The organism is Dyadobacter sediminis (assembly GCF_005860765.1).
Lineage (GTDB): Bacteria > Bacteroidota > Bacteroidia > Cytophagales > Spirosomataceae > Dyadobacter > Dyadobacter sediminis.
In genome coordinates, this window is sequence record NZ_VCEI01000011.1 from 1,153,592 (window position 1) to 1,168,240 (window position 14,649).

A 14,649-nucleotide genomic window follows, 5' to 3' on the forward strand; every position below is an offset into this window, starting at 1 on the left:
TAGGTAAGCTTTCTGTTTCTTATGGAATGAAGCGGTTTACGTGATGGAATAAATTAATTTTTGCAGCCTTTACTATGGATGATTACCTGCCCGTCAACGATCTCGTAACTGGATTCTACGGCTTTGCAAATGATATTGAGTTTATCCTGGAGCGTTAATCCTTCGAGAACAGCTGTTAGCGGGCAGTCTTTCAACAGCGCAGCATCGTAAATGATGTCAATGCCATAAGTCTTTCCCAAGGTATTGAACACCTCACTGGCTGGGGTATCTTCGAAATCAAGTCTTGAGATTTGCGATTTGGGAACGACAATCTCGGGTTTTTCCACGAGGGTTTTCACCATCTTGACTTCATTAAGGGCATAAATGATCTTTTGGTTTGGTTTTAGAATGACCCCCTGCAATGCATTGTCCTCAACTTTTTTCTTCGACTGCGGATCGCGCTCGGTAAATACAGCCACTTTCCCGGATTTAACCTCAACGGTCACCTGGTCAACGCCTTCGTATGCCTTGATCCTAAAACTGGTCCCCAGCACTTTGGTTATTAAACCATTTGCAAATACGAGGAAGGGGCGGTCAGGATCTTTCGCAATCTGAAAAAATGCTTCACCTGTTAGATAAACTTCCCGCCGTTGCCCATGAAAGGGCTTGCGGTAGCGCACGCGGCCTTGGGGAGCAAGGCTAATACTGCTTCCATCGCTCAGCACAAGTTGCCTGGTGCGGGAAGTACTGTTCGTTTCTTCAACAAAATAACTGCTTGCTTTAAGCTGCTGTCCCAGCTGTGGCTCTTGCTGTTTTCTCACCAATACTGAATAGGTTGTCCACCCAAGCAGGATAATCAGGGCAATGCAGGCCGCAAGGCGCATCCATGTAGTAAAAAGTACAGGCGTTTTCCGGTGGGAAAGTTGTGTGGTTGCCGTATTTGCTACGTTAACAAGGCCAACTGTCCGCCTGACAACTTCATTAATTTCTGCATCAGTGATTTCGGGCTCTTCCAGCCGCATAGACAGTAAAATACGCCGGGCCTGTTCCATTTTGCCGAGCATTTCAGGATTCTCACTGATCCAATTATTCCAAAGTGCATTGGTCTCGGAAGTAGGCGAAAAGATCCATTGACGAAAAAAATCATCCCAGACCAAGTCTTCGACAGAAAAGTCGGAGTAGCGGTTCATACCTGATTATTGTGTTCATATGTAGATAGACACAAAATCGCCAGCGATACCAATTATTTTTAAATTATTTCTTAGAAAAAGGAAAAATAGAAATGGAAGGTCTGATACTCTGTGTATTAGAATAGCAGATACCAAAGAATAATTAATACATATCCTTCCTTTGTGAACTCCTTCATCTGCCGGATGGCGATTTGGAGAAGATTTGAAACCGTCTGAGGGGTAATGTTCATAATTTGTGCAATCTGGTCGCGGCTCAGCTCCTGGAAGAACTTAAGATATACCACTTCTTTTTGGCGACGTGGCAGTGTGCTGATCAGGTTCTGTATGTGCAATGAACGGGCGGTTGTTACTTCATCAGCAATATATTGTTCTTCTACCGAGAATTCGACTGCAAAATAATTCTCCACCTCCTGCGAAGCTTGGCCGCCTTGCCCAGTACGTTCAGAAAGCTGTCTGTGCATCAGTCTTCGAAGGGAGGCCATCAGGTAAGGTTTGACCGCCGCTTCGGGGTTGAGATTATCACGCTTTTCCCATAGCATCATAAAAAGATCCTGAATGCTATCTTTTACAAATTCACGGTCTTTCGAAAACTTACTTCCGTATCGAAAAAGCAGACGGAAATGATCAGACATCAACTTTTCGAACGAACGAACGTCACCTACAAGGAAATTCTGCCAAAGCATCCGGTCTTCTACAGAAAAGGGCGTTGATTTCATAACTTGCTGAATGGAATAACTAAGTAAGGAAAGCCAAACCACGATGTTACTATACTCTAAAAGATTAGTTTAAAGTTATCTGGGTATCATCCAATTGCTGCACAGAATCTATTTTTCCGATCGGAATCTTTCAATATACCGTAATTCGGCTGAACAAATCATATGATGCAAATCAGAAAAGCAAAATCCCTGACTGCTACACACCTGTTTGGCTCATTAAGATACGTCCATGCATTGTGCAATTGGATACAATGGGAATAGCTATTCCATTGGCTGCTGGTGTTTGATACCATTCCCGTTAAGTCCTGAAGTATGTGCATTCCTGATAAATACATTCATAATCGTAGTTGCTTTCTATGCCAAGCTGCTAAGAGTGTAATAAGGAAAGTCTGTTGATTAAGCTAAGGTGCATTGACGGCATAGTTGTTTTAAAATCATAATAGATCAAAAACAAAGACATTAATCTGTTACTTCAACAACACCTTTATGAAACCAACCTGCAAAATTTTAGGATTCGCTGCAACGACAGCCTTTTCAACTGCATGTTCGGATCATGAGGACAACAATCCAATTTTCATTCAAGCACATGACGGAAATCAAATGATGGCACTCATGCACAATATGATGGATGAGATGCATACCATGAAAGTAACACAGGATCCCGACATGGATTATGCAAGTATGATGAGCATGCACCACATGGGTGTTATTGATATGGCACAGATGCATTTATTAACGGGTAAGGATGCTGGCCTGAGAGAATCAGCTTCTATGATCATTGAAGGGCAGAACAAAGAAATGGCCGATTTCCAGACCTGGCTACTGGCGAACAGAAATAATTAACCACCAATCTAACCTTAAAACTTATGGCAAATCAACAATTTAAAGAATGTATCGATGCATGCGTGGCATGCGCCATTGCCTGCAGTTACTGCGCAACGGAATGTTTGAAAGAAGAGCACGTAGGACATATGGCAAAGTGCATCCAGCTTGATTTAGAGTGCGCAGCTATCTGCCGGAGTGCCGCCGAAGTCATGAGCCTTGGCAGCAGTTTCAGTGCACACCTTTGCCGTATTTGTGCAGACGCGTGTAATGCATGTGCTAACGAATGTGAAAAACATGCTGAAATGGGTATGGACCATTGCCGCCAATGTGCAGAAGCTTGCCGTAACTGCGCCAGCGTATGTGAAGAAATGGCAACGCCTGTTTGATCTGAGCTAGCGGTAGAATGCGAGAAGGGTAATCAAAACGGTTACCTTTTTTATAATATGATCCAGTAGCACTTGGAAAAGGGATCATTATCATTTTGCTAACTTGTGAATTGTGTCCTTTACCAGTCAGGAGTTGGTTCGCCGCTACTAACAAACTGGTAATCACTAAACTTCAATCCGCTTTTTAAGCTACGATTGTATAGTCAGATTCTGGTAAATCATTCTTAGTTGAAATTCCAGATTAGGAAAGCCGGTTGACTCACTGTACTTTGTGCTGCATCTGACTGGAGAAGTTTTTCTTATATTAACCGCTTAATTCTCACCATCCGGGTGTCTGTGTTTTAAGGTAGCAACCTGACACAAGTTATCATAAACACTACAACTCGCTCCAAGACATGATTAAACTTGCCAATACCAAAACAACCTTCGACCGGGCAGTGATCGTACCTGGCCTGTCATTTATTATAGGTATCTGCCTTTTATCAGTGTTGTTTCCAAATCCTACAGAAACCGTCCTCAATCGGGTTAAAGAGTTCATTTTCGTAAACCTGAACTGGGTTTATGTATGGTCCGTAACCATTTTTGTCATCTTTCTGATTTACCTGATGTTCAGTAAATACGGAGACATTAAATTAGGAGCAAACGACAGCATTCCCGAGTATTCCTTTTTTTCATGGATCTCAATGCTGTTTGCCGCCGGAATGGGAATAGGTCTGATGTATTTTGGGGTTGCCGAACCAATGTCCCATTATGCCACAGACGCCTTTGATGCAAATCTGTATGTCAACAAAGCTAAAAACGCGCAGCTTTACACTTTTTTCCATTGGGGAATACATGCCTGGTCTGTGTATGGCCTGGTAGGACTGTCTCTTGCTTATTTTACTTTCAGATACCGGCTGCCATTATCCTTACGGAGTTGTCTGTATCCTCTGCTGAAAGATAAAATAAATAGCAACTGGGGAACAGCTATTGACGTTTTTGCATTGTGCAGTACTTTCTTTGGCATAACAACGACGCTGGGATTTGGTGTAATCCAAATTAACACGGGCCTGAAAACTCTGGGCATATTGCCCGGTACGAGCTTTGTGTACCAGATCGGAATTGTAATTGTCCTTGTCATGCTTGCAATCTTTTCAGCAACCTCGGGCTTAGACAAGGGTATAAAAATTCTAAGCAACATCAACATTGGCGCAGCAGTTTTGCTACTGTTGTTTGTGCTCGCCTTCGGCCCGACAGTATATCTGATCGGCAGCTTCACGGAAGGGCTTGGCAACTATATCAATAACTTCTTCAATATTACCTTCAATACGCATGTTTACGATCAGGCAACACTTCCCTGGTTTTACAACTGGAGTATTTTATACTGGGCCTGGTGGATTTCCTGGGCACCCTTTGTAGGATTGTTTATTGCCAGAATTTCAAAAGGGCGCACCATTAAGTCATTTGTTGCCGCAGTTCTAATTGTACCTACTCTTTTTAATTTTATCTGGATGTCCATTTTTGGAAACAGCGCAATCTGGACTGATTTTAATGTAGCTGAGGGAGCTTTAAGCAGACTGGTGAACAATCCTGATGCCCTGATGTTTGCCTTTCTGCAATATCTGCCACTTTCAACAATATCCAGCACGCTGGTTATTTGTATCGTGATTATCTTTTTTATGACTTCGGCAGATTCCGGGATTCTCGTTCTGGACAGCATTGCAACAAAAAATTCGAGCAGATCCCCAGTCTGGCAGAAAATTTTCTGGGGAGTTTTACTTGCCGTACTGGCACTGATGCTTTTAAATGCTGGCGGATTGAAAGCCTTGCAAACGATGACGCTGATTACAGCGCTGCCCTTCTCGTTGATTATGCTGCTTTTCGTAATATCGCTAATGAAGGCACTTGCTATTGATTATGAGTATTATCAACGCAGCTTTTCTGTTTCGACCGTTCCATGGTCTGGCGAGTTCTGGAAGACGCGCTTAAGCCAAATGGTTTCTAAAAAAACACGTCGTTCTGTCGAGGACTATATCAATGTTACTGTCAAGGAAGCATTTTCAGACCTTCAGAAAGAATTCGCTTTAAACAGCATCCATGTTAAAATCAGCTCCGGCACAGATCCGGTCAGCTTGGAAATTGAAATTGAACATAACATCATTAACAACTTCAAATACGGGGTCAGGTGTCAGGAAAAGCTTGTATCCGAATTCCTGATGGAAGACAAAAACCTGCCGGACATCAATGAGAAAATCACATACTATCCAAAATCCTATTTCGGTGACACCCGGGAAGGGTACGATGTGCAGTACTTTACAAAAAATGAGCTGATCAGTGATGTCTTGAAACATTATGAACGGTTTTTTGCCATCATATCAGAAGAAGCAAATGAAATGTTCATAACCAGCAATGCCAATATCAATAAGCATGGAGCTTAATAAATGATTTTTGTTAAAATGAAAGAGCAAGCCTTTGAAGTAATCTGACTTTGCGAGAAAACTGTATAGCTGCTAGTCTTGCCGGCATCCGCATGAAAGGCTTGCTGCTCTGCCGAGCAGTACCTGACTTCAGGGAAAAGGGGCTTGATTTCCTTATACAAAACATTGGTAAACATCTTGGCCAATGCTGTCCTGCTTTTGGATATTACGGCTCAGTTCAGTTTTGAGCTGATTGATCTCAGCCTGGCAGCGGTTACTTTGCGAGAGCTCGGCAGGGACATCGTTGATAGAGAACCCCTGCTGAATAGTAAGGGTTTTCGCGGCTAATCCATAAATTCCTTTCCGGTTCCTCCAACCGCTTCTTTTCAGGACCGGCTATGAGCCTGCCCCCATAAATAAGTTTGATGTGCTTTTTCCCGTATCGTGAATCTTTGTATACTCCTCGCGTTCAGAAGAAATGTCAAATCTTCTCAGTAGCTTTTCAATGATCATAGCATGGTTTATGGAAACATTAAATCAATCAGCTAGCGCCTTAGCGCGGTTAAACTAATGCATCAGTTTTTCTATGTCATTTAATGACCCGAACAGCACCAATACTTCGTCTTCATGCATGATTGTGGTGGGTGTGGCAATGCCTGAAGCCCGTTTAAAGATTTTGGCCAGACCGTTTTCGGACTGTTTTGATAAGGTCAGCACGGTGAGTACGATCACATTATAGCGGTTGGTTAAATCCGCTTCGGCAAGGCTCATGCCTACGTACCGCTGCGGAACCCTGGTTTCAATAATGCTGTATTTTTCAGAAATCTTGAATGAATCCACAATACCCGAGTTGTCCAGTCGCATGGCCAGCCTTTCGGCAGATTCTTCTTCGGGCAGAATGTATTCTTCGATTTGCATCGCTTCCAAAACTGTTTTCTGCAGATCAGAAACGACCCTTCCAATAATCTTTTTTACACCCAGTTGTTTAAGCAGCGCCGTTGTCAGCAGGGAGGCACCTTCATCTTCGCCTATGGCAACAATGGCTGAATCCGCATCTTTAAGCGGCAGTGAGCTCACTGCGTTTTTATCAGTACAGTCCATGCAAACTGTATGCGTAATGCGATCTTTAAGCTGCTCGACCTTTTGCATGTTGTTGTCCACCCCGATGGTTTCATGCCCCAGCTCTGTCAGGCGAATGGCAAGGGATTTGCCAAAGCTTCCCAATCCGAATATGATATACTTCATTTCCTTTCTGTTTAAAAATTCATTTGCTCTGCCGGAAGCTGATAATTCGTAGGTTTTGCCTTTCTGACAAAGGCTACAAGCAACGTCAGTGAGCCGACCCGGCCGACAAACATAGTTAAAATGATCACCAGTCGTCCTGCACTGCTCAGTTGCGGAGTTACACCCAGGCTAAGACCTGTGGTACTGTAAGCAGAAAATGTTTCAAAGGCCAGCGACAAAAGATTTTGATCCGGATCAGTCACCGAAAGCATGAATATAGCTGCACCTAAAAAAATCAGCGACAGTGAAATGATGCTGAATGCCCTTGAAACAGAGTTATCAGATACTTTTCTTCCAAAGACTTCAATCCGGTCTTTGCCGCGGGTTACCGTAAAGATATTCAGAATGGCAAGCGCAAATGTCGTCACTTTGATGCCGCCACCTGTGGAGCCCGGTGCAGCCCCGATCCACATCAGCAAAAATATCAGCATCACAGTTGGGAAGGCTAGTCCGCCCATCATGACTGTATTAAAACCTGCGGAACGGGGACTGGTGCCAATAAACAATGCGGTAACTATTTTGCCGTAAATGCTCTCATGTGCCCGCAACGTATGATTATATTCCAGGACAAATACCAGTACAAAGCTGAAAAGCACAAGAAAAAAGCTCGTGTAGGCAATGATTTTAGAGTTGAAAGCGATCACGCGTGCCCGGTAGATAAAATGACGCCGGTACCTGAGCTTATAATAGAAGTTAAAAGCCCAGCGCTTTATGAATTCATACGAATTGAAAATGATCCCGAAGCCCAGGCCACCCATTACATATAATCCAATAATGGAAAGATGAAGCCCGTAATTGAACCGGACTGCCGTGTTGCTTAGGCCATCGGGCAGCGTAGAGAAACCGGCATTGCAAAAGGCCGTTATGGCATGAAAAATGGTAAAATAAAGCTGTTCGGCACGACTTTCAAATTGGTCGGGGTCCAGGCTCAGGTATATGAAAACGCCTCCCAGTATCTCAAAGAAGAAGGTAACCAGGATAATTTTGTATAGAGTGGATATTACGGAACTCACCTTGTTCTCACCGATCAGTTCGGTAAACATCAACTGGTTTTTATACGAAAAACCACCGGAGAAAAAATAACCGAAAAAGCCTGTGAATGTCATAATCCCAAGCCCGCCAATCTGCACAAGTACCAGTATGATGGTCTGCCCGAAACCGGTAAATTCTGTGGCTATATCCACCACCGACAAACCCGTTATACAAACGGCACTTGTAGCCAGAAAAAGCGCATCTACAAAAGTAAGCTGCTGCTGGTAAGTTGTTTTGGGCAGCAGCAAAAGCGCCGTACCAATCAGGATTAGCGCCAGAAAACTCAGTACAAAAAGCAGTGTCGGATTAAAATAAAACTTATCAAAAAACAGGGTTTGCTTGGAAACTTCAATGATCAAAATGGCAAAAATCCCCAGGTACATCCATTCCGGTTTGACGAGCTCAGTGCCGTCCACGGCTGAAAAATGGTAACTGTCAGCAATGATAACGGCCAGAAAGTAAAACAGAAGCAACGCCTCGCCCGCCCGGGATATAACCGATGATTTGCTTTTGAACGCCGTAAAAGTCTTGGCTGCCATGGCCAGTGCGAAAAAAAGAAAACACCATTCCAGTATCCGGTTGGTAAGCCGCTCAATCTCCGGATCCGTATTATAACCGAGATGAAAAACAACCACCAAGGAGCAAACAAAGCTCATTGCGATCAGAAGGTGATCAAGCAATTTTCGTAAGTTTCTTATTTTTTCATCCATTCTATCTCAATTCCATTCATCTGCATTTTTAACTCTCGTACGGATGCCCTGTATACAGGATATATACCTTGTTTTTTCTGCCGCTGGTCATCTTTTAAAGCATCAAGGCTGGCTTTCCTAGCGGTAGAATCGCTATAATGTTAAGCCAGGCCATCGGACCCACACCAATGTCCCCGATTGCCATCCCTTGCACATGCGCTACAAGGAACGCGCCGCCTGAATTGACTACATTGTATTTTCCTGTAAACAAAATCATGAGTAAATTCCCCGCTTAACACCCCAGGAAACGGCCATACCAAAAATGCCTGCAAATGCTGGCTCCATATTGAAGGCCGAACGGATGATCAGACTGAATACGGCGGGCACCTCTGTGATGTTGATTGCAATGATAACAAGTGCCATCAGAATGTATGCACCTGCCATGAAAGGCACCACCAGTTCAGCGACTTTGCCAATCCGCTTTATGCTCCATGCGATACGGTTTACTGCATTAATAATTTGCTTCATAAAACGGGTTTAGCGAGAGAAGGCTTTAAAAACTCTGCTGTTTAATTTCTAAATAAAATCAAAATTTGCTAACCTGTAAGCACTTCTCGAAAATTTGGATGCCGGGTCCGGCCATTCCCAGGCCAATAATTTGAGTAGATTAAACCCTTTTGTGGTGTAATTGCAAGCCTTAGTAGTTAGTTTTACCGCTATGGCAAAACTAATCAACCTTCATTCATTCAAAAATTTCTTTCAGTCCAGCTCAACCGGCGGCACTATCCTGATTATCTGCGTGATTGTTTCCATGATCATTGCAAACTCGGGCGCAGGGCCTGGCTTTGAAGCACTTCTTGCCCGTCAGCTTGGTGGGGACATTGCGGGGATCCATCTCCGCTATCCTGTTTTATTATGGATCAATGACGGTCTGATGGCGATCTTTTTCCTTTTGGTAGGCCTTGAGATCAAACGGGAAATGATAGAAGGTGAACTTTCCTCCATTAAAAAAGCATCGCTGCCCATCCTGGCTGCTGTGGGAGGCGTTATGGCACCTGCATTGATTTACTTCGCATTCAATGCAGGCACTGAAACAGCAGGTGGATGGGGCATTCCCATGGCGACTGATATTGCATTTGCAATTGCCATTATATCCATGCTTGGAAAACGTGTGCCGTCTTCTCTGAAAATCTTTCTTTCGGCACTGGCTATCGTTGATGATTTAATGGCTATCCTGGTCATTGCCATCTTTTATTCGACTGACATCCACTTCACCTATATTTTATACGCATTCGGTATATTTACCTTCCTGTTGCTACTTAACAAGCTGAAAGTTAAAAATTTGGCTGCTTATTTGATTCCCGGGCTTTTTATCTGGTATTTTATCCATCATTCGGGCGTGCATGCCACTATTGCAGGCGTGCTGACTGCATTTGCCATCCCTACTACGCCTGATGCAACCGAGTCACCCCTGGAAAAGCTCGAACATATGCTGGTTACCCCGGTCAACTTCATCATCATGCCCCTTTTTGCACTGGCCAATACCAACATTCAATTTGAACCCGGAATGCTGCAAGGATTGACTACGGTACTTGGGCTGGGGATTATAGCTGGACTTGTAATCGGCAAACCTTTAGGCATCGCCCTTTTTTCCTGGATTGCTGTTAGGCTAGGAATAGGCAAAATGCCAAAACATGCTACCTGGATGCACATTATAGGCGTTGGCATGCTTGGCGGCATTGGCTTTACCATGTCCATATTCATTGCTTTGCTATCTTTTTCCGGAAATCAACTGATCCTTTCTGAAGCTAAATTTTCTATACTGACAGCATCGGTAATCTCAGGAATCATTGGCTATTTTTGGCTATACCGAATCGAAAAGCGGAAGAAGAAAACAGAGCTGGTTTATAAAAAGAATAAACCTGGAAATGCAATTTGATACCAAAATTTTGATTCACCTTTACCGAATCCGGTCATGCGTAATCCAGCACCTGTTGTTCCGGTGGAAACCCGCTATCTGATTATGGCATCATCCACCCCGGCAGCGAACTGTACTCGGCTGGGGAAAACAATGTAAGTGAATTCCAGGCATATTGCCAGGCTCCCCCATCCTGCTGCTGGTCATCCGGAATAATGTATTTCAGACCCGCACGGCGAAGGAAATAACCACATGCCAACCCGTTCTGACCGCCGGTCACAATCAGATCATACACTTCCATGGGGTACCTGGATATTTTCCGGTTTGTAGTATTTATCGCGTAGCCAGAAAGCCACATTTACCAATGCAATCAAGGCAGGCACTTCCACCAGCGGCCCGATTACGCCCACAAAAGCCTGTCCGGAATTAATTCCAAAAACGCCAATGGCCACCGCGATTGCAAGCTCAAAGTTATTTCCCGCAGCTGTGAAGGAAATCGATGCGTTCTGTGAATAGTCCGCCCCCTGGGACTTAGCCGCAAAAAAGCTGACCAGAAACATGATCACAAAGTAGATAACCAGTGGAATTGCGATCAAAAGCACATCGCCCGGCAGCTGCACGATCAGCTCTCCTTTTAGGGAAAACATTAAAATGATTGTTAACAAAAGTGCAACCAACGTAATGGGGGAAATAAAGGGGATAAACTTCTGCTCATACCACTGCTCGCCTTTGAGTGCCGTCAGCCCAATGCGGCTCAGCACACCAGTTGCAAAAGGGATACCCAGATAGATACCTACGCTGACCGCGATTTCAGCAATGGTTATGTTTACAGCCAATCCTTTGAGCCCCACCAAAGGAGGCAAAACGGTAATAAAAAAGTAGGCGTAAAAACTGTAAAGTAAAACCTGGAATACACTGTTGAGCGCCACCAGACCTGCTGCATATTCCCGGCTTCCTTCGGCCAGCTCATTCCAGACCAGCACCATCGCAATACAACGCGCCAGTCCGATCAGGATCAAGCCAATCCTATATTCAGGATGGTTTGGAAGGAAAAAAATAGCTAGCATGAACATCAGTACAGGCCCGATAATCCAGTTTAGGATCAGTGAAACGCCCATCACTTTGGTGTTTCGGAATACTTCTCCCATTTTGTTGTATTTCACTTTGGCAAGCGGCGGGTACATCATCAGGATCAGTCCGATTGCAAGGGGAATGTTGGTTGTTCCGCTTGAAAAAGTGCTGATGTATGCAGGTATTGAAGGCACAAAGTTGCCTAATCCAACACCGATGGCCATGGCAATAAAGATCCATAAAGTCAAATAGCGGTCCAGAAAGCCAAGTTTCTTACGATTTGACGCTGGGGCGCAGTTATTTGCTGACATAATCTATTTTATATATTTTCTTTGATGAAGTTCTCACAATAGGTTTTTATCATATCCCTGACCGTGCAAAATTCTTCTTTTACCTGCTGCCCGCTACCAGTAACTTTGCCAGGATCAGGAAAGTTGTGATGGAATCTCTTTGCATTGGTCGGAAAATACGGGCAGCGCTCTTTGGCATTATCACAGACAGTGATCACAAAATCAAAGTCGATTCCGGTGTATTCTTCAATGTTATTAGAGGTATGATTTGATATGTCAATGCCATCTTCGGCCATGATGGCGATTGCTGTGGAGTTGACACCATGCGTCTCAACTCCTGCACTATATACATCTGCTTTTTCACCAGCAAATTTTCTGAGATAACCTTCGGCCATCTGGCTCCGGCAGCTATTACCGGTGCAAAGCACTAAAATTTTTTTCATATTGCAGTATTTAAATTGAACCTGGCTTATCCGGCATTCCTTAAGGAAAGCCAGGCAGAAAGCTTATGCCAACAGCTACTAGCAGCATCCGCCACCAGGTTGGCAGCTTTGGTTTTCGGCGCCTATTTTTTCCAGTACTAGCGTTTGCTTTGTAGCTATGGTATTGGTGGCCGGTGTGCAGCATGCTTCCCTTAAGGGTGTTGTCCCGCAGCTTCCTACTCTGGTTAAGGCTTTGCATTGTGTAAAATCAGCTTCCAGCTTTACAGTGAAATTGTCTCCCAGTGAAACGAGCTCACCAGGATACATCTGGCGCGTATCGAATTTTGAATTACCAAACTCAATTTTGACAACACCAAGCGGATTGAGTAGCAGTGATTTTTCAACCAGTTTCACAATTTCGAGTGCTTTACTAACTTTCATCGCCCTATCTTTTTCAGCAACTGATGGCTCCCAGAGTTGCACAATGATTTCGGTCCAGCTATTCATCACGCCACCGCAGTCCACCGAAACAATCGGAGCCTGTTTGATTTCAGTGATGTGGTAAGAAGCATCTACAAATTGGTTTTCCTCATATTGAAATTTTAGTTCCCGATCAGGATTTTGCTCCAAAGTTCTTTTAAAATCACTCCAGGTCATCGGGTCGCGGGCGGTAGGAATATCTTGGCTCATGATTTCTATTGGTTAAATGTATTATTGCGATTAATTCTTTCAAAAAAATACCTTGCTAATTACAGCAGGCTGTGGTAAGTACAAATGTATTCAGCAATGTTCCAAAGCTTTCTTGTGCTTCCTGCCAAACAACCGGGTTGATACAATAACATACCCGTGGAGGATTAATTTCCCCCTGGATTATCCCGATCCGCTTCAATTCTTTTAAATGCTGGGAAACAGTTGCCTGCGCAAGTTCGAGCTCTTCTACCAGATCACCACATATACAGGCCTTTCTCTCAACTATCAATTGCAGAATCGCTACCCTGGCTGGATGCGAAAATGCCTTGGCCAAATCAGCGATACGATTTTGCTGCTCAGTAAATATTTCGGTTTTTGTTACTCCCATGTTCCAAATATAAAATACAAAAATCTAATTGCAATATTGCGATTGATATTTTTGGTAATCTTCTACCCAGATTACTCCTAAAAATATGGTGAAACTTCTCCGAAATATCTATCAAAGACTTTAAAATGAGCAGATTAATTAAGTCTATAATGTAGAGCGTTCACTTTCTGGTTTGTCCAATTGGCTTTTTACCTTTCTCAACCAGAAATAACCCACTAGGCCAGAGATAACAGAGGCAGTGAGTATGGAAAACTTTGCCTCGGAGAGAATCGGCCCCTGTCCGGCGGAAGACAAAAGAGCAATAAATATCAGCATGGTAAAACCAATACCCCCTAACATTCCTACGCCAAGAATGTGCCTCCATGTAGCATGTTTGGGCATCGTTGCCACACTAAGCTTAACAGCAATGCAGGAGAAAAGGCTAACACCTACTGTTTTGCCGGTAACGCGTCCTGCTATAATCCCTGAACCCAGAGCTGAAGTGAGTCCTGACAGCATTTGTGGTTCAAAAGTAATGTTCGTATTGGCTAGTGCAAAAATGGGCATTATTGCAAAACTGAAGGGATTAAGATGATAAGGTTCTAGTTTTTCCAGGAATGATTCGGTTGCGTCTTTGGTAGTAGGAATAATCACTAAGGCAAAGGCAATGTCTGTTGTCATGGGAATTGCCCAGCCATCAGCAGTTTCAGTGCCCATATTAAAGGCAAGGTAAATCAATGCTGGCGGGAAGGCTCCATCGAGTGCTGCCAGGACGGGGAGTGATGCCTTTTTAAAGGATGAAAGTTCGCTTTCTATCAATTCCCGCTTGATCGCTAAGCCTACAAATCACACAAATGATTAAAAAGATTCCACTTGCTGAGCTGGACCTGAAGAATCTTTTGAAGGTTTCAAGGTTGATGGTGTTTGCCATAGATAGGAGGATACTACAAGGTAAGGTTCAAATTTCGCCAAAATGCCCGGGTATGCATTATTACACACCCGGGCAATATACTTCCTTATTTTAGTAATTTCTTGCCCGTCCGACGATGGTTTCAAGTGCATTTTTAAGCTTGTCGCTGGCTCCTTTAACCGCCAGATAGCTGGAATCTGCATCATTGGAGACTGCCATCGGCTGCCGGCCTTCCAGCCTTGCTTCGATCCGGCAACGTACGTCGTTCTGTCCTTCTTTGGGACCATTCTCGTCAGAGAGATGTACTTCAAGTCGGGTAATGTGCTTACTGAACCTGCTCAGGTCATTTGTCAAGAAATCAACGAGCGAGGCGCTTGTTTTCTCATTGGTAGTTATATTCTTATCGGTATTTAACTGAATTTGCATGATTACGAATGTTATGGTTAATTGGCTTTTCTGACAAGCCCAGTAATAAAATAATCTG

17 protein-coding genes are annotated in these 14,649 nt (G+C 43.8%); 4 read left to right on the forward strand and 13 right to left on the reverse strand.

The window, feature by feature from the left end; genetic code table 11:
- Window positions 1–53 precede the first annotated feature (53 nt).
- Window positions 54–1,169, reverse strand: coding sequence for a FecR family protein (locus FEM55_RS05450; RefSeq protein ID WP_138280268.1), 1,116 nt, complete (start codon window positions 1,167–1,169; stop codon window positions 54–56).
- Between the two features lie 116 nt (window positions 1,170–1,285).
- A complete protein-coding gene (locus FEM55_RS05455; RefSeq protein ID WP_138280269.1) occupies window positions 1,286–1,885 on the reverse strand; it encodes an RNA polymerase sigma factor in 600 nt (199 codons plus the stop codon).
- Between the two features lie 486 nt (window positions 1,886–2,371).
- Between FEM55_RS05455 and FEM55_RS05460 the strand changes: the two genes are divergently transcribed.
- The 3 genes from FEM55_RS05460 to FEM55_RS05470 all read left to right on the forward strand — a co-directional run bounded on the left by FEM55_RS05460 (window position 2,372) and on the right by FEM55_RS05470 (window position 5,513).
- Window positions 2,372–2,728 carry a DUF305 domain-containing protein gene (locus FEM55_RS05460; protein WP_138280270.1) on the forward strand — a complete coding sequence of 119 codons (357 nt, stop codon included), beginning with the start codon at window positions 2,372–2,374 and terminating at the stop codon, window positions 2,726–2,728.
- A gap of 23 nt (window positions 2,729–2,751) precedes the next feature.
- Window positions 2,752–3,096 carry a four-helix bundle copper-binding protein gene (locus tag FEM55_RS25505; protein WP_138280271.1) on the forward strand — a complete coding sequence of 115 codons (345 nt, stop codon included), beginning with the start codon at window positions 2,752–2,754 and terminating at the stop codon, window positions 3,094–3,096.
- A gap of 395 nt (window positions 3,097–3,491) precedes the next feature.
- A complete protein-coding gene (locus FEM55_RS05470) occupies window positions 3,492–5,513 on the forward strand; it encodes a BCCT family transporter (protein ID WP_138280272.1) in 2,022 nt (673 codons plus the stop codon).
- A 546-nt stretch (window positions 5,514–6,059) separates the two neighbouring features.
- On the opposite strand, the gene FEM55_RS05475 is transcribed toward FEM55_RS05470, so the two are convergent.
- From FEM55_RS05475 to FEM55_RS25465, 4 genes are all read right to left on the reverse strand, one after another.
- The gene (locus tag FEM55_RS05475; protein ID WP_138280273.1) at window positions 6,060–6,737 is read right to left on the reverse strand and encodes a potassium channel family protein; all 678 of its coding nucleotides are present in this window, start codon (window positions 6,735–6,737) and stop codon (window positions 6,060–6,062) included.
- An 11-nt stretch (window positions 6,738–6,748) separates the two neighbouring features.
- The gene (locus FEM55_RS05480) at window positions 6,749–8,488 is read right to left on the reverse strand and encodes a TrkH family potassium uptake protein (RefSeq protein ID WP_171036475.1); all 1,740 of its coding nucleotides are present in this window, start codon (window positions 8,486–8,488) and stop codon (window positions 6,749–6,751) included.
- A gap of 124 nt (window positions 8,489–8,612) precedes the next feature.
- The gene (locus tag FEM55_RS25460) at window positions 8,613–8,774 is read right to left on the reverse strand and encodes a hypothetical protein (protein WP_308420189.1); all 162 of its coding nucleotides are present in this window, start codon (window positions 8,772–8,774) and stop codon (window positions 8,613–8,615) included.
- Entirely contained in the window at window positions 8,771–9,025 is a 255-nt protein-coding gene (locus FEM55_RS25465; RefSeq protein ID WP_138280275.1) for an alanine:cation symporter family protein, read from the reverse strand. Before FEM55_RS25465 ends, FEM55_RS25460 begins: the two co-directional genes overlap by 4 nt.
- A 160-nt stretch (window positions 9,026–9,185) precedes the next feature.
- Here FEM55_RS25465 and nhaA point away from each other — a divergent pair, with 160 nt between their 5' ends.
- Entirely contained in the window at window positions 9,186–10,436 is a 1,251-nt protein-coding gene (gene nhaA / locus FEM55_RS05495; protein ID WP_229209099.1) for a Na+/H+ antiporter NhaA, read from the forward strand.
- 82 nt (window positions 10,437–10,518) lie between these two features.
- Here nhaA and FEM55_RS05500 read toward each other — a convergent pair whose 3' ends face one another.
- The 7 genes from FEM55_RS05500 to FEM55_RS05530 form a co-directional block, all read right to left on the reverse strand.
- Window positions 10,519–10,716: a hypothetical protein gene (locus tag FEM55_RS05500; RefSeq protein ID WP_188584474.1), complete on the reverse strand. Its 198-nt coding sequence runs from the start codon at window positions 10,714–10,716 to the stop codon at window positions 10,519–10,521.
- On the reverse strand, window positions 10,703–11,797 hold the full coding sequence (gene arsB / locus FEM55_RS05505) for an ACR3 family arsenite efflux transporter (RefSeq protein ID WP_138280276.1): 1,095 nt from the start codon (window positions 11,795–11,797) through the stop codon (window positions 10,703–10,705). Before arsB ends, FEM55_RS05500 begins: the two co-directional genes overlap by 14 nt.
- A gap of 8 nt (window positions 11,798–11,805) precedes the next feature.
- Entirely contained in the window at window positions 11,806–12,219 is a 414-nt protein-coding gene (locus FEM55_RS05510) for an arsenate reductase ArsC (RefSeq protein ID WP_138280277.1), read from the reverse strand.
- Window positions 12,220–12,297: 78 nt separating this feature from the next.
- Window positions 12,298–12,888, reverse strand: a complete 591-nt coding sequence (locus tag FEM55_RS05515; protein ID WP_229209100.1) for a DUF6428 family protein — start codon at window positions 12,886–12,888, stop codon at window positions 12,298–12,300.
- 55 nt (window positions 12,889–12,943) lie between these two features.
- Window positions 12,944–13,276: an ArsR/SmtB family transcription factor gene (locus tag FEM55_RS05520; protein ID WP_138280278.1), complete on the reverse strand. Its 333-nt coding sequence runs from the start codon at window positions 13,274–13,276 to the stop codon at window positions 12,944–12,946.
- A gap of 144 nt (window positions 13,277–13,420) precedes the next feature.
- Window positions 13,421–14,074 carry a Na+/H+ antiporter NhaA gene (locus FEM55_RS05525; RefSeq protein ID WP_229209101.1) on the reverse strand — a complete coding sequence of 218 codons (654 nt, stop codon included), beginning with the start codon at window positions 14,072–14,074 and terminating at the stop codon, window positions 13,421–13,423.
- 202 nt (window positions 14,075–14,276) lie between these two features.
- On the reverse strand, window positions 14,277–14,591 hold the full coding sequence (locus tag FEM55_RS05530) for an HPF/RaiA family ribosome-associated protein (protein ID WP_138280279.1): 315 nt from the start codon (window positions 14,589–14,591) through the stop codon (window positions 14,277–14,279).
- Window positions 14,592–14,649: the final 58 nt, after the last annotated feature.

Bases quoted from the DNA above. Each gene is read 5' to 3' on its own strand.
- FEM55_RS05475 (WP_138280273.1), bottom strand. From the start codon at position 6,737: ATGAAGTATATCATATTCGGATTGGGAAGCTTTGGCAAATCCCTTGCC.
- FEM55_RS05500 (WP_188584474.1), bottom strand. From the start codon at position 10,716: ATGGAAGTGTATGATCTGATTGTGACCGGCGGTCAGAACGGGTTGGCA.
- FEM55_RS25465 (WP_138280275.1), bottom strand. From the start codon at position 9,025: ATGAAGCAAATTATTAATGCAGTAAACCGTATCGCATGGAGCATAAAG.
- FEM55_RS25505 (WP_138280271.1), top strand. From the start codon at position 2,752: ATGGCAAATCAACAATTTAAAGAATGTATCGATGCATGCGTGGCATGC.
- FEM55_RS05460 (WP_138280270.1), top strand. From the start codon at position 2,372: ATGAAACCAACCTGCAAAATTTTAGGATTCGCTGCAACGACAGCCTTT.
- FEM55_RS05455 (WP_138280269.1), bottom strand. From the start codon at position 1,885: ATGAAATCAACGCCCTTTTCTGTAGAAGACCGGATGCTTTGGCAGAAT.
- FEM55_RS25460 (WP_308420189.1), bottom strand. From the start codon at position 8,774: ATGATTTTGTTTACAGGAAAATACAATGTAGTCAATTCAGGCGGCGCG.
- FEM55_RS05510 (WP_138280277.1), bottom strand. From the start codon at position 12,219: ATGAAAAAAATTTTAGTGCTTTGCACCGGTAATAGCTGCCGGAGCCAG.
- FEM55_RS05470 (WP_138280272.1), top strand. From the start codon at position 3,492: ATGATTAAACTTGCCAATACCAAAACAACCTTCGACCGGGCAGTGATC.
- FEM55_RS05515 (WP_229209100.1), bottom strand. From the start codon at position 12,888: ATGAGCCAAGATATTCCTACCGCCCGCGACCCGATGACCTGGAGTGAT.
- FEM55_RS05450 (WP_138280268.1), bottom strand. From the start codon at position 1,169: ATGAACCGCTACTCCGACTTTTCTGTCGAAGACTTGGTCTGGGATGAT.
- FEM55_RS05530 (WP_138280279.1), bottom strand. From the start codon at position 14,591: ATGCAAATTCAGTTAAATACCGATAAGAATATAACTACCAATGAGAAA.
- arsB (WP_138280276.1), bottom strand. From the start codon at position 11,797: ATGTCAGCAAATAACTGCGCCCCAGCGTCAAATCGTAAGAAACTTGGC.
- FEM55_RS05520 (WP_138280278.1), bottom strand. From the start codon at position 13,276: ATGGGAGTAACAAAAACCGAAATATTTACTGAGCAGCAAAATCGTATC.